Origin of the sequence: Brevibacterium metallidurans (assembly GCF_037101285.1) — a bacterium.
Lineage (GTDB): Bacteria > Actinomycetota > Actinomycetes > Actinomycetales > Brevibacteriaceae > Brevibacterium > Brevibacterium metallidurans.
On record NZ_BAAAAF010000013.1, the window covers coordinates 63884 to 76673 of the forward strand.

Below are 12790 nucleotides of genomic sequence, written 5' to 3' on the forward strand. Positions count from 1 at the left end.
CGATCAACAACGCTGGTTCTCGTTCATTGTCTCATAAATGTTCGAGATGGACTGGACATATGTTCGAATGGCATGTTGAATAGAACAGACGTTCTACCCATTGCGGGTGGAATCGTACGAAGAAAGAGGTAAATGCAATGTCTGCGAAGACTTCCCCCATGCATCTGACCACCCGTGGCCGACGCGCCGTCCGCCTGCTCCGCACCGCACTGTGCGCGCTGGCCATCATCGGAGGCACGCTCTTCTTCTCCGCTCAGACGTTCACCGCCGAGGCGGTCGCCGGGGACGAGGTCGTCGGCGTCGCCGCGGACGCCGTCGTCGTCGGTGAGGGAGAGTCGCTTTGGACCGTGGCCTCGAACCTCGGACTCGACCGGGACACCCGCGATGTCGTCGCCGACATCGTCGAGCTCAACCACCTGTCCTCGCCCGTCGTCCACCCCGGCCAGAGCCTCGACGTTCCCCAGCGCTAAAATCGGTGTGTGGGAAACATCGAGTCTCTGCCAGTGCGTGCCGATCTCGTCGGACGGGAGCCCTACGGCGCTCCTCACCTCGACGTTCCGGTGCAGCTCAACGTCAACGAGAACGCCTATCCGATCCCGGATGTCGTCGTCGCGGCGATGCGGGCAGCCGTCGACACGCATCTGTCCGGACTCAACCGCTACCCGGACCGGGAGTTCACCGCCCTGCGCGAGCACCTCGTCGGCTACCTCGACGGCGTCAACGAACGCGCCGGCACCCCTGTCGACCTGCCCCCGGAGATGATCTGGGCGGCCAACGGCTCGAACGAGGTCCTCTCCCACATCGTCCAAGCCTTCGGCGGTCCCGGGCGCACCGCGCTCGGCTTCACGCCCAGCTATTCGATGCATCCGCTCATCACCACCGGCACCGGTGCCGAATGGGTCCATGCCGACCGTGACGACGATTTCGGTCTCACCGCCGAGGCGGTCGCTGCCGAAGTCGCCCGCGTCGACCCGGACATCGTCTTCCTCTGCACTCCGAACAACCCCACCGGCACTTCGCTCGGCCTCGACGTCATCGAAGCCGCCTACGACAACTGCTCGGGCATCGTCATCGTCGACGAGGCGTACGCCGAATTCTCCCGCCCCGCACTGCCCTCGGCGATGACCCTCCTCGAGGGCCGCCCCCGCCTCGTTGTCTCCCGGACGATGAGCAAGGCGTTCGCGTGCGCGGGTCTGCGCCTCGGCTATGCCATCGCCGCCCCTGAACTCATCGACACCCTCCGCCTCGTGCGCCTGCCCTACCATCTCTCCGACGTCACGCAGGTCCTCGCGTGCACCGCACTCGACCACGCGGATCTCCTGCTCGGCAACGTCGACCGGCTCATCGACTCCCGCAACGCCATCGCCGCACACCTGGCCGAACTCGGCTTCACCGTGCACCCGAGCGATTCGAACTTCGTCCTCTTCGGCAACATCGCGAACCCGGCCGAACTGTGGCAGAAGCTGCTCGACCGAGGCATCCTCATCCGCGACATCGGCATCGCCCATCATGCCCGTGTCAACGCCGGCACCGAGGCTGAGACGACTGCGTTCCTCACAGCGATCAGCGATATCGTCGACACCGATCCCAGCATTCTGCTCACGTCGAACTGAGACGGCGCTCATTCAATTGAGACGGCGCTCGGCGAACTGAGTCGTCAGAGGTCGCCCCGGTCAACGCCGGGTCCGCGACCCTGGGACAATGGAGAGCGCACCACCCGCGCTGCACACGAAGAAAGGCACACTATGAGGCAGGCCCAGCTTGAGCGGTCGACATCCGAATCGAGCGTGTCCGTCGCGCTCGATCTCGACGGCACCGGGAAGTCCGACATCTCGACGACCGTGCCGTTCTTCGACCACATGCTCACGGCGCTCGCGAAGCACTCCCTCATCGACTTGGACGTCTCCTCCTCAGGCGACACCCACATCGACGTCCACCACACCGTCGAGGACACCTCGATCGTCATCGGTCAGGCCATCGCCGAGGCGCTCGGCGACAAAGCCGGCATCCGCCGGTACGGTGCCGCCTTCGTCCCCCTCGACGAGTCCCTGGCCCGGTGCGTCATCGACATCTCCGGTCGGCCCTACTTCGTCCACGCAGGCGAACCCGAAGGCCAGCAGTACCACCTCATCGGCGGACACTTCACCGGATCGATGACCTCACACGCCCTGGAATCGATCGCCTTCCATGCCGGCCTGACGGTCCACCTCGACCTCATCCGCGGCCGCGACCCGCACCACATCGTCGAAGCGCAGTTCAAAGCCTTCGCCCGCGCCCTGCGCGAAGCCGTCGAACCCGACGGCCGCACCACCGCCGTGCCGAGCACCAAGGGAGTCCTGTGAGCACCACCGTCGTCGTCACCCCGTTCGGGATCCCCGACCAGCTCGCCGCCGCGTGCGTGCTCTCGAACATCACCGGCACGATCGTCCCGATCGGTGAATTCACCGGCATCGTCCTCGAGGACACGGGAGTGCAAGCCGGCAACGAGGCGGCCGCGGCCATCTCGAAGCTCGCCGGCAAGCACGAAGTCCTCCTGCTCGTGCGCAGCGACGAGCAGATCGACGCCGGCCATTACCGCAACGGCGCCCGTGAATCCGATGTGCCCGCGGGACTCGCCCTGCGGAACCTGCCCGACGTCGTCGAACAGCTGCTGCTCGAGCTCACGACCGCCGACCGGGTCGAGGGCAGCATCCCCACCTCGTCGATGTCGAAGCTCCAGGCGAGTGCGGCGACGATGACCCCGGGCCGGGCGGCCCTGGCCAGGACCGCGCTGCTGTGGATCATCGTCGCCGTCCTCGCCGGTCTCGTCCTCGCCTTCGGGGTCACCGTCGGCCTCGGCGGCAACGCCATGGCCTGGGCGGTCGCGGTCTTCGGCGGTGTCGTCCTCGGGTTCTCCCTGTGGCGCATCTCCCGGGTGCTCTCAGGAGGGCGGTCGCAGTGACGACGATCGCCGTACTCGACTACGGAGCCGGCAACGTCCGTTCCGCCGTGCGTGCCGCGGAGGCTGCCGGCGCCGAGGTGACGCTGACGGCCGATCATGCCGTCATCGACTCAGCCGACGGACTCCTCGTCCCCGGCGTCGGCGCGTACTCCGCCGTCATGGCCGGTCTCGAGGCCGTCGACGCCGTCGACCTCATCCGTGCCCGCCACGACGCCGGCCGTCCGCTGCTCGGCATCTGCGTCGGACTGCAGGTCTTCTTCGCCGAAGGCCGTGAGCACGGTGTCGAGACGACCGGAATCGGGCTGTGGCCCGGTGAGGTCACCGCCCTCGATGCCCCTGTCGTGCCCCATATGGGCTGGTCGGACATCACCGCCGCCGAAGGGTCGTCGATGTTCAGAGGCATCGAGGAGGAGAAGTTCTACTTCGTCCACTCCTACGCCGCGACCGAACATCCCGCCGGCACCCTAGTCACGACCGCCCACCACGGTTCCGACTTCGTCGCCGCCGTCGAGGACGGCACGACGTGGGCGGCGCAGTTCCATCCGGAGAAGTCCGCGCAGGCCGGTGCCTCACTGCTGCGCAACTGGATCGCCTCGTTCCCCGAGAGACCGTAGGCTCCGCCAGACCCCGAGCACTCACCCCTCAGGCCCTCACACTCCCGTCGACCACCCGACCGACTGCGTTGCGGGCAGACCGTAACCGAAGAAAGGCCACCATGACCGAAACGCCCGCGACCGACAAGCTCGTCCTCCTTCCCGCCGTCGACGTCGCCGACGGCAAGGCCGTCCGCCTCGTCCAGGGCGAAGCCGGCACCGAAACCGACTACGGTTCGCCCATCGACGCCGCCCACGACTTCGAGGCCCGCGGCGCCGAATGGATCCATCTCGTCGACCTCGACGCCGCATTCGGCCGCGGATCGAACTCGGACCTGCTCAACCAGGTCGTCAAGGCCGTCGACATCAAGGTCGAACTCTCCGGCGGCATCCGCGACACCGAAAGCCTCGAACGCGCCCTGGACACGGGTGCCGAACGCGTCAACATCGGCACCGCGGCCCTGGAGCACCCGGAGTGGACGGCGGAGATGATCGCCCGCTTCGGCGACCAGGTCGCCATCGGCCTCGACGTGCGCGGTCAGACGCTCTCGGCCCGCGGCTGGACCAAGGACGGGGGAGACCTCTACGAAGTCCTCGCCGCCCTCGAAGCCGCCGGCTGCGCGCGCTACGTCGTCACCGACGTCCGCAAGGACGGCACCCTGCAGGGCCCGAACGTCGACCTGCTCGAGTCCCTGACGACCCGCACGGACAAGCCGATCACCGCCTCCGGCGGCGTCTCGAGCCTCGATGACCTGCGTGCGCTGCGCGCCCTCGTGCCCGCAGGCGTCGACTCGGCGATCGTCGGCAAGGCGCTCTACGCCGGGAAGTTCACACTCGAAGAAGCACTCGACGTCGCAGGACGCTGAGCGCCATGTCCACCGACTCCGCCGGCCAGCCCTGGGAGGGCCGCAACCTCGCCCCCAACCCGTTCTCCGGTGACACCGGTGAGGCCGACGCGGCGCTGCTGACCGCCCTCGAAGCCGTCGCTGCGGCGCCGCTGGAACCGAGCGCCCACGAAGGCGTCGTGGTGGCCCTGGCCGGGGCTCGCCTCTACGCGCCGATCGTGCCGCTCGCCGTCGACCACGGGGTCGGCGAGAACGGCCTCATGGTCGACAACTCCTCCGATATGGCCATGGTCCGCCTCCGCGCCGAGGACGGCCGCGAATGCACCCCGGGATTCTCCGCGATCCCGCCGCTGACCCAGTGGCATCCGCAGGCCCGGCCCGTGCCGATCGAGGCCGAACGCCTCGCGCTCGGGGCCGTCGAAGCCGAGTCCCAGCTCGTCGTCATCGACCCCGGCACCGACCGGTCGTTCCTCCTGCGCCGGCCCGCGCTCTTCGCGTTCGCCCAAGGGCAGCCGTGGACTCCCGCGTGGGCCGATCCCACCGTCGCCGAGGCGGCCGTGGCCCTGGCCGGACGGTTCCCCTGGCTGGCCCGCATCGCGGTGAGCCCCGGCAGCGCCCGCGTCCACGTCGAGGGGCCGGAACTCGGCATCCGCCTCGGCGTCCGTGATGATGTTCCCGCCGAGGAGATCGACCGGTTCCAGCGGGCGCTTGCGGCCGATCCGATCATCGTCGACCGCGCGGACTCACTCGCCATCCAACTCACCCGGGTCTGAGTTTCTGGCCGAGTCCGCGACGGGGGATGTGCAGTCGTCGGATGTCTCCTATGCTTGGGACTCATGAGCGCCCGGAGAGACCTCAGTCACGTTGCTCGACCCGACGAGAGCTATCTCGATCAAATCGCCGCCGAGACCCGCGATCGGGCGGGGAAGGCCGCGGAATGGACCTCGGAGTTCACCGGTGCCCCCGCGTCGAGCACGACGCGCATCGAGGCCAACCTCGCCGCTGCCGAGCCTGAGATCACGGGCCTGCTCCACACGATCCACCGGCTTGCCGAAACGGCCTTCGAGGAGCACGAATCCGTCGCAGCGATCGCCTCGGTGCTGGAGGCCCGCGGAATCCCCGTCGAAACGGGACTCTTCGGCGCCGAGACGACGTTGCGGGCGACGACCGGCAACGGCCGGGGGCGGACGATCGCGATCCTCGCCGAATACGACGCCCTGCCCGGCATCGGTCATGCGTGCGGGCACAACCTCATCGCGGCCGCCGCGGTCGGAGCCTTCCTCGCCCTCCATGTCCTGCACGAACAGGATCCCAATGCGGTGGCCGGCACCGTCGTCCTCCTCGGCACCCCGGCCGAGGAAGGCCATTCGGGCAAAGAGGTCATGGCCCGGGCCGGCGCCTTCGAGGGGATCGATGCCGCCATCATGGTCCACGGGTACGGCTACGACTGTGCCGACCAGGTGTGGTTGGGCAGACGCCTGCTCGAGGTCACGTACACGGGGGTCGCCGCGCACGCCTCGGCGCAGCCCTTCATGGGACGCAACGCCCTCGACGCGGCGACGCTGTTCTACCAGGGGCTCGGACTCATGCGCCAGCAGATGCCGCCGATCTCCCGCCTCCATGCCGTCATCGCCGACGGCGGCACCCGGCCCTCGATCATCACGGAGACCGCGCGAGTCCAGTGCTACGTGCGCTCGAAGTACCCGGAGACGCTCAAGGAGCTCTCCGAGAGGGTCGAGGACGCTGCGAACGGGGCTGCGCTGATGACGGGCACCGGGGTCGAGGTGACCTGGGACGAGCATCCGCCGTCCCTGCCGGTGCGCGGCAATGCGGCGCTCACCGCCCGGTGGGCCCTCCACGAGACCGCGCAGGACCGCACCCCGCTGCCGGCCGGTGTCCTCGACGAATCGATCGCCGCGTCGACGGACTTCGGCAACGTCTCCTACCGGATCCCCGGCATCCACCCGCTCATCAAAACCGCGGACGCCGAGGTGGCCCTGCACACCCGCGAATTCGCCGAGGCCGCGGACACCCCCGCCGCCGAGGCCGCCGCTCACGACGCCGCCTACGGGCTCGCGTGCACGGCACTGGACTTCCTCGTCGACGACGACCTCGCAGCCGAGGTGGTCGCCGAGTTCGAACGCGCCGGCGGCGCGATCGACGTCGAGAACTACTTCGCGTAGCACCGCGAACCCGACCACGCAGCACCCGAGCACGCACCCGACGCGCACCACCCGAGCACACACCCGTCACACCACCCGAGAGAAAGCAGAGCCATGTCAGCGCAGACTCCAGCGAAGGTCGGGATCGGCCAGCGCCTCCTCGACGGGATCGAACGGATCGGCAACCGCCTGCCCGAACCGTTCACGCTCTTCCTCGGACTCTTCCTCATCACCGGGGCCATCTCGACGGCGATGGCGCTGGCGAACGTGTCCGTCTCCATTCCCGGCAGCGACGAGATCGTCACGATCAAAGGCCTGTTCACCGGCGAGGGCATGGCATGGCTGACGACGACGATGGGGGACAACTACATCGGGTTCCCGCCGTTGGCCACGGTGCTGCCGATCCTCCTGGCCGTCGGTGTCGCCGAGAAATCCGGCATGCTCGCCGCGGCCGTGCGCGTCGCCTTCGGGTCGAGTCCCCGCTGGCTGCTGCCCTACGCGGTCGGCTTCGTCGGTGTCGTCGGGTCGATCATGGCCGACTCGGCGTTCATCATCATCCCGCCGCTCGCCGCCCTCGTGTTCAAGGCCGCCGGCCGGCACCCGATGGCCGGACTCATCGGCGGATTCGCCGCCACCGGCGCTGGGTATTCGACGTCGATCGTGCCGACCAGCCTCGATGCGCTCTTCGCCGGCATCACCACCTCGGTGATGGAGACCCTGCCCGGTGTCGAATACCAAGCGGTCAACCCGGTGTCGAACTACTACTTCAACATCGTCGCCTCGATCGTGCTCGCGATCATCGCCGGCTTCATCATCGACAAGCTCATCGAACCGAACATGGTCCGCAAGGGTGTCCCGCGTGACTACGTCGACGCGACGAAGCAGGGTCTGGACAAGAAGTACCAGGCGAAGACCGTCGCCTACAGCGAGAACTCGGTGACCGCCGAGGAGGTCGAGGCCGCGCAGAAGGAGATGAGCCCGAAGCTCGAACCCGCCGAGAAGAAGGGCCTGCTCTGGGCGCTGCTGGCAGCACTCGCGCTCACCGCGGTCATCCTCGTCGCCGTGCTCATTCCGGATTCGCCGTGGCGGAACGAGGACGGCGGGTTCCTGCCGAAGTCGCCGCTGCTGTCCTCGATCGTCTTCATCGTCTTCGCATACTTCATGCTCATGGGCGTCGTCTACGGCCTGGTCGTGGGCACCGTGCGGTCGATGAACGACATCGTGCGGATGATGGCCGAGTCGATCATCGACATGATGTCCTTCCTCATCCTCGCGTTCATCCTCGGCCAGTTCATCGCCCTGTTCAACTGGACCGGCATCGGCTCGTGGATCGCCGTCGCCGGCGCCTCCGGGCTCGAGGCGATCGGGCTGACCGGGTTCGCCGCGATCATCGGCTTCATGCTGCTCGCGAGCGTGCTCAACCTCTTCATCGTCTCCGGTTCGTCGATGTGGACGCTCATGGCCGCGGTGTTCGTCCCGCTGTTCGCCCTGCTGGGCTACGAACCGGCGTTCATCCAGGCCGCGTTCCGCGTCGGCGACTCCGCGACCCAGGTCATCACCCCGCTCAACCCGTACATGATCGTCCTCCTCGGCCTCGTCCGCCGCTACGAGCCGACCGCGGGCCTGGGCACCGTGATCTCCCGGATGTTCCCGTTCGTCATCCCGTTCTGGCTCGCATGGGCGGCCCTGCTCGCCCTCTGGTACTTCCTCGATCTGCCGCTCGGACCCGGCAACGGGATCTTCCTCGGTCAGAGCTGAGGACGATCGGCAGGTTCGCCGGTTCCCTCGCCGAGGTGGTCGTCCGGTCCGTGCGTGTGCGCCCGGTTCCATCGGTGCTCCCGCCGAGGTGGGGCTCCGGTCCGTGCGGGCGCGCTTGGTCCCGTCGATACGCCCGCCGAGGTGGGGGCCTGGGTTCGTGCGGGTGTTCGGGTCGGGTGCTCACGGCACCATCGCGTCGATGCCGGCGCGCCAGTCGGCCTCGGCGTCACCTGTATCGATGCGGCACGGGCGGCGCCAGATCGGGGCGAGTTCGGCGAGCTCGTACATCGAGCGATCGAACCATCCTGCTGCGCGAACGACTGCGTGGGGGAGCGCGATCGGCGTGCGGACCCGCGAGCCGAGGACAGAGTGGGTATAGGCGGCGAGCTCGGCGAGCGTCGGATTCGCGCTCGGGGCGATGATGAGGCGGTGCTCTCCTGAAGCGGTGCTCGCCGAGCCTGTTCGCGCCGAGCCTGCTCGCGCCGAACCAGCTCGCGCTCCTGCTCTGAGGTCCGCGGCACTGAGTTCATCAGCATCGCGAGGCCTTCCACTCCCGTCGAAGTCGGCCACTGCTTGGATCATCGTCGTCGCCATGTCGTCGATGACAGTGATGCCGTGCGGCACATCGGTGCGGGCCGGGACGAAGGCACGGTGGCCGGCCGCGATCCTCTCGGTGATGCACAGACGCACCACCGAACTCGTCGGAGAAGCCGTCGCGCCGATGAGATCGCCGGCGACGACACTGGCCACCCGAGCCGGATGCGCGGTGCGTGCCTCGAGGAGCTGCTGCCTGATGCGTCCCTTGTCCTCGACGGGTGCGAACGGGGCGTCGGCGGTGATCGCTGTGGTCAGTCCGGCGAAGGCGTAGACCGATTCGGGGAAGACGACGGGGATGTCGAGCTCGGCCGCCGCGTCGAGGATGGCGACCTCGAGTCCCGGCAGAGTCCTCGCCCAGACTCGGGAGTCGTAGGCGGTGTGGACGCAGGCGAAGATCGCCTCGGCACCGACCTCAACGGCTGCCTGGAGGACTGTGTCGCGTGACGACGCGTCACCCTGCGACCAGGAGAGTCGCCCTCCCGTGGTCACAGACGTGGACCCCGAGTCCGAGGTCGACTCAGACGCAGGTGCTGTCGTCGGCGTTGATGCCGTGCTGCTCACCGGCCGATGTTCGCGGGCGTTTTCCGTCGACGCCAACGCAGGCGATGTGCCGATCGCCGCGAGCGCGGTGTCCGAGGGCTGTGAGCGGGTCATGATGCGGACGTCGGTGCCGGCCCGGACGAGGTCGGCGGCGATCTGTGAGCCGATCTGTCCGAAACCGAGGACGAGTGCTGACTTCATGGCGGATGTCCCTTCAGGTGATGAGCGAATCAGAACCGAGAGCACTGCTCTCTGTCGTGCTGATTCGAGAGTAGCGCCGCCGGACCGACAAAACAAGAGCAGTGCTCACATTCATCTGTGGTGCTCTCTCAACCTACGATGGACACATGGCTGACGAGACTGCGAAGACACCCCGACAGCGGGCCCGCGAGGAGACCGAGGCGCGGATCGTCGAGATCGGGAACCGCATGCTCGATGAGGACGGCGCTGACTCTCTGTCCCTCCGGGCGATCGCGCGGGAGCTCGGCATCGTCTCGAGCGCGGTCTACCGGTATGTGAGGACCCGTGACGAGCTGCTGACGATCCTCATCGCCGATGCCTTCACCTCGCTCGCGGACGCCGTCGACACGGCGCTCGAACAGGAGAGGTCGGTCGAAGCGCTCGGTCTGGCGATGCTCGCGTGGTCCCGAAGGTATCCGCAGCGCTGGGCGCTCATCTACGGCACGCCGATCGCCGCGTATCAGGCGCCCCGCGAGGTCACCGTCGAACCGGGCACCCGCGTCATGGCAACACTCGTGCGGCTTGTCGCCGGGTCGGATGCCGACAGTGGCGAAGCGCCGGGCGGCGACGAAGCCGAAACCAATGGCGCCGAGGCCGACGCAGGCTTGCGCCGGCCCACAGTGCCCGACTCCGGAACTGTTCCTGGCGCCGACGCCGGTTCGCGACAGCCCGCTGCAGAAGCCTCACCGGAACTCTCGCCCGGCATCACCCGCCTCGCGGCCGAACTCGAGACCCTCGGCCTCGACGTCGGGCCCGAGGCAACGATCGCTGCGATCACCGCGTGGGTCTCCATCGTCGGGCTCATCAGCTCGCTGCGGTTTGGACAGTTCGGCCCCGGCTTCGACGACGTCGAGGACGACCTCATGACCTCCGTCGTCCGCCAGCGCGGGTTCTGAAAAATTGCCGAACCCGGCTGTATATTCATGACTGCCCAGCGTCACGAAACAGCGGTCACTTTTCGTCAACTATCTTGCAAGTTGCATATCATGAGCTGAGTTGAGCCGAGTTGATGCGAAGGATCTGCATCGATCACACCGAAGGACGCGACTCGCCCTCGACAAGATTCAACCCGTCGTTGGCGCGCCTCTTTCAAAATCCCGTACATGTATCCGACAATGGCGTTATGTCGACACAGTCCAGAATTGAGTGGACGGAAGTCACATGGAACCCGGTTACTGGTTGCGACAAAGTGGCGCTAGGCTGCGACAACTGTTACGCGCTCGCATTGGCAAAGCGTTTGAAAGCAATGGGTGCTGACAAGTACCAGAAGGACGGGAACTCCGTCACATCTGGGCCGGGGTTCGCCGTGACTACCCACCCCAAGGCCCTCAGCCAGCCGCTGAAGTGGCGGTCACCGAAGATGGTATTCGTTAACTCGATGAGCGACCTGTTCCACGCGAAGGTGCCACTAGAGTTTGTGCAAGAAATTTTCAATGTCATGGAGAAGACTCCGCAACACACCTATCAGGTGCTAACGAAGAGAGCGCACAGGATGCGCAAGGTTTCCCACAAGTTGCGATGGCCAACCAACCTATGGATGGGCGTAACTGTCGAGGACTCGTCAGCTTTAGACCGAATAGAACAGCTTCGGGCCATTCCGGCAAAAACCAAGTTCCTTTCGTGCGAGCCGCTCCTTGGGTCTCTGGAGCACCTAGACCTTTCCGGAATCGATTGGGTTATTGCCGGCGGGGAGTCCGGGCCAAATCACAGACCCATTGAAGCAACCTGGGTGGTGGAGATCCGTGATGCCTGTCTTCGGCAACAGGTGCCATTCTTCTTCAAACAATGGGGCGGGCGCACTCCTAAGCAGAGGGGTCGAACTCTTGATGGCCGCACTTGGGATCAGTATCCAACGCAAGAAGTTACGGTCGCTTAAGGGTCCAGTCGTCCAATTTCTTAGCTCTCACAACAGAAATGCGACCGTCCTTCTCCAGTTTGTTAATTGCCTTTCTTAGCTCCGATTTACCCGCGGTCCCGATGGACTTTCCGAAAAGCTGGGAAGGGTGATCGCTGACTCGGATAGCAAGAGCGCGTTCAAGTACCGAGACGATGTTCTTTTGAATTTTCGCAACGCTTTCCCTGGAAAGTGCCTCCAGCTCATGGTCGCACTCGGCGTCAGGCGAAATTTCGAACAAGGTATCGCTCGTGTTGAGACGTATCGCTTGGTCGCCCCAGTAGGCTCGTCTCCACTCTCTATGTGCTCTGGCTGCGGAATCGATAAATAGAAGCCTCGCTTCCCGATGTTTGTGGAAGAGCGTGAGGGAGAAGATTGGTTCTGCTTCAGTGGTTTTTCGTAGATGCACCGACAATGCTTGGTGAGGCGTTCCGTGGACTAAGCGATTTGCAAAAGCATCCGATACTTCTCTAGCTGCCTGGGCTACGTAGCGGGCAGTGCCGTCCAATTGGAAGCGTTCACGTGCTTCAATGAATTGTGCTCTCCACCATGTACCGTCGAGTGAGTTGTCGAGGCGTTCCAGGGACTTATGAAAATGGGGCTCGTATGTGTTGCTCGTAAGCAATCCACCGATTCTCCATACAGCTTGGATGCTCACATTGAGCAACACTTCAACTTTCATTTTCGGATCGGTCAGAAAATGCGTTTTGATGAGATCGGAATCGAACGAAGTTCCGAAGGGATCCAAGAATACGAGAAGAGGAGCGCTTCCTACCTGCGTTACTACGGAATCGAGGTGGTCCACGACGTCCCCAGGGTAAAGCCGAGCGGTTTGGCCAAGGGGGTGGCTGAGCACGTTCTTCTTCAGCTCTTTGAAGTACTTTGGGTCGGATTCCACGAAGAAGTTTCTGAGCACCTTCGGGCTCTGCTGGTCTCGCAGAGCCTGTGCGGCATTCATGGCCACAAGGGGGGATCCAGGGGTGCCGTCTTCATATCGGCCCGTGCCGGCGTAGCCATCCAGAAACGCGACGGCACCGTTCGAGTAGACCGATAGCTTGGTCGCCCACGCGGTTAGGTAGTCCACCAGAAGCTTGTGTTTGAAGACTGCAACCGGCTTTCGCTGTTTGAAGAATGCGTCGTTGGCTGTCATCGGACTTCCATCGGCCGTTCGGTGTGGTGCAAGACGTCGGTTGTGCCGCTCACTGGGTTGACCGAGACGA

At 65.6% G+C, this 12790-nt stretch carries 13 protein-coding genes; 11 read left to right on the forward strand and 2 right to left on the reverse strand.

Annotated features, from left to right (window positions below):
• The first annotated feature begins 158 nt into the window (after window positions 1-158).
• The 9 genes from AACX88_RS14200 (at window position 159) to AACX88_RS14240 (ending at window position 8299) form a co-directional block, all read left to right on the forward strand.
• The gene (locus AACX88_RS14200; RefSeq protein ID WP_227007250.1) at window positions 159-470 is read left to right on the forward strand and encodes a LysM peptidoglycan-binding domain-containing protein; all 312 of its coding nucleotides are present in this window, start codon (window positions 159-161) and stop codon (window positions 468-470) included.
• A 9-nt stretch (window positions 471-479) separates the two neighbouring features.
• Window positions 480-1613, forward strand: a complete 1134-nt coding sequence (locus tag AACX88_RS14205; RefSeq protein WP_259864084.1) for a histidinol-phosphate transaminase — start codon at window positions 480-482, stop codon at window positions 1611-1613.
• Between the two features lie 132 nt (window positions 1614-1745).
• A complete protein-coding gene (gene hisB, locus AACX88_RS14210) occupies window positions 1746-2342 on the forward strand; it encodes an imidazoleglycerol-phosphate dehydratase HisB (protein WP_259864085.1) in 597 nt (198 codons plus the stop codon).
• Window positions 2339-2941, forward strand: coding sequence for a hypothetical protein (locus tag AACX88_RS14215; RefSeq protein WP_193338681.1), 603 nt, complete (start codon window positions 2339-2341; stop codon window positions 2939-2941). The genes hisB and AACX88_RS14215 overlap by 4 nt, the downstream gene beginning before the upstream one ends.
• Entirely contained in the window at window positions 2938-3555 is a 618-nt protein-coding gene (gene hisH, locus AACX88_RS14220; protein WP_259864086.1) for an imidazole glycerol phosphate synthase subunit HisH, read from the forward strand. Before AACX88_RS14215 ends, hisH begins: the two co-directional genes overlap by 4 nt.
• A gap of 101 nt (window positions 3556-3656) precedes the next feature.
• Window positions 3657-4400 (forward strand): bifunctional 1-(5-phosphoribosyl)-5-((5-phosphoribosylamino)methylideneamino)imidazole-4-carboxamide isomerase/phosphoribosylanthranilate isomerase PriA, encoded by a 744-nt coding sequence (gene priA / locus AACX88_RS14225; RefSeq protein ID WP_259864088.1) that lies wholly within the window; start codon window positions 3657-3659, stop codon window positions 4398-4400.
• A gap of 5 nt (window positions 4401-4405) precedes the next feature.
• Window positions 4406-5152 (forward strand): SseB family protein, encoded by a 747-nt coding sequence (locus AACX88_RS14230; protein ID WP_259864097.1) that lies wholly within the window; start codon window positions 4406-4408, stop codon window positions 5150-5152.
• A gap of 63 nt (window positions 5153-5215) precedes the next feature.
• Complete coding sequence (locus AACX88_RS14235; protein WP_259864100.1) at window positions 5216-6562, forward strand: amidohydrolase; 1347 nt, start codon at window positions 5216-5218, stop codon at window positions 6560-6562.
• Between the two features lie 93 nt (window positions 6563-6655).
• The gene (locus AACX88_RS14240) at window positions 6656-8299 is read left to right on the forward strand and encodes an AbgT family transporter (RefSeq protein ID WP_259864103.1); all 1644 of its coding nucleotides are present in this window, start codon (window positions 6656-6658) and stop codon (window positions 8297-8299) included.
• A gap of 180 nt (window positions 8300-8479) precedes the next feature.
• Here the strand turns inward: AACX88_RS14240 and AACX88_RS14245 are convergent, their stop codons facing one another.
• A complete protein-coding gene (locus tag AACX88_RS14245; protein ID WP_259864105.1) occupies window positions 8480-9637 on the reverse strand; it encodes a Rossmann-fold NAD(P)-binding domain-containing protein in 1158 nt (385 codons plus the stop codon).
• 146 nt (window positions 9638-9783) lie between these two features.
• On the opposite strand from AACX88_RS14245, the gene AACX88_RS14250 reads away from it, so the two are divergent.
• The gene (locus AACX88_RS14250) at window positions 9784-10572 is read left to right on the forward strand and encodes a TetR/AcrR family transcriptional regulator (protein ID WP_259864106.1); all 789 of its coding nucleotides are present in this window, start codon (window positions 9784-9786) and stop codon (window positions 10570-10572) included.
• Between the two features lie 227 nt (window positions 10573-10799).
• Complete coding sequence (locus AACX88_RS14255) at window positions 10800-11552, forward strand: DUF5131 family protein (protein WP_259864108.1); 753 nt, start codon at window positions 10800-10802, stop codon at window positions 11550-11552.
• Here AACX88_RS14255 and tcmP read toward each other — a convergent pair.
• A complete protein-coding gene (gene tcmP / locus AACX88_RS14260) occupies window positions 11539-12720 on the reverse strand; it encodes a three-Cys-motif partner protein TcmP (protein ID WP_313450618.1) in 1182 nt (393 codons plus the stop codon). The two genes, AACX88_RS14255 and tcmP, sit on opposite strands and share 14 nt — an antisense overlap.
• Between the last annotated feature and the right edge of the window lie 70 nt (window positions 12721-12790).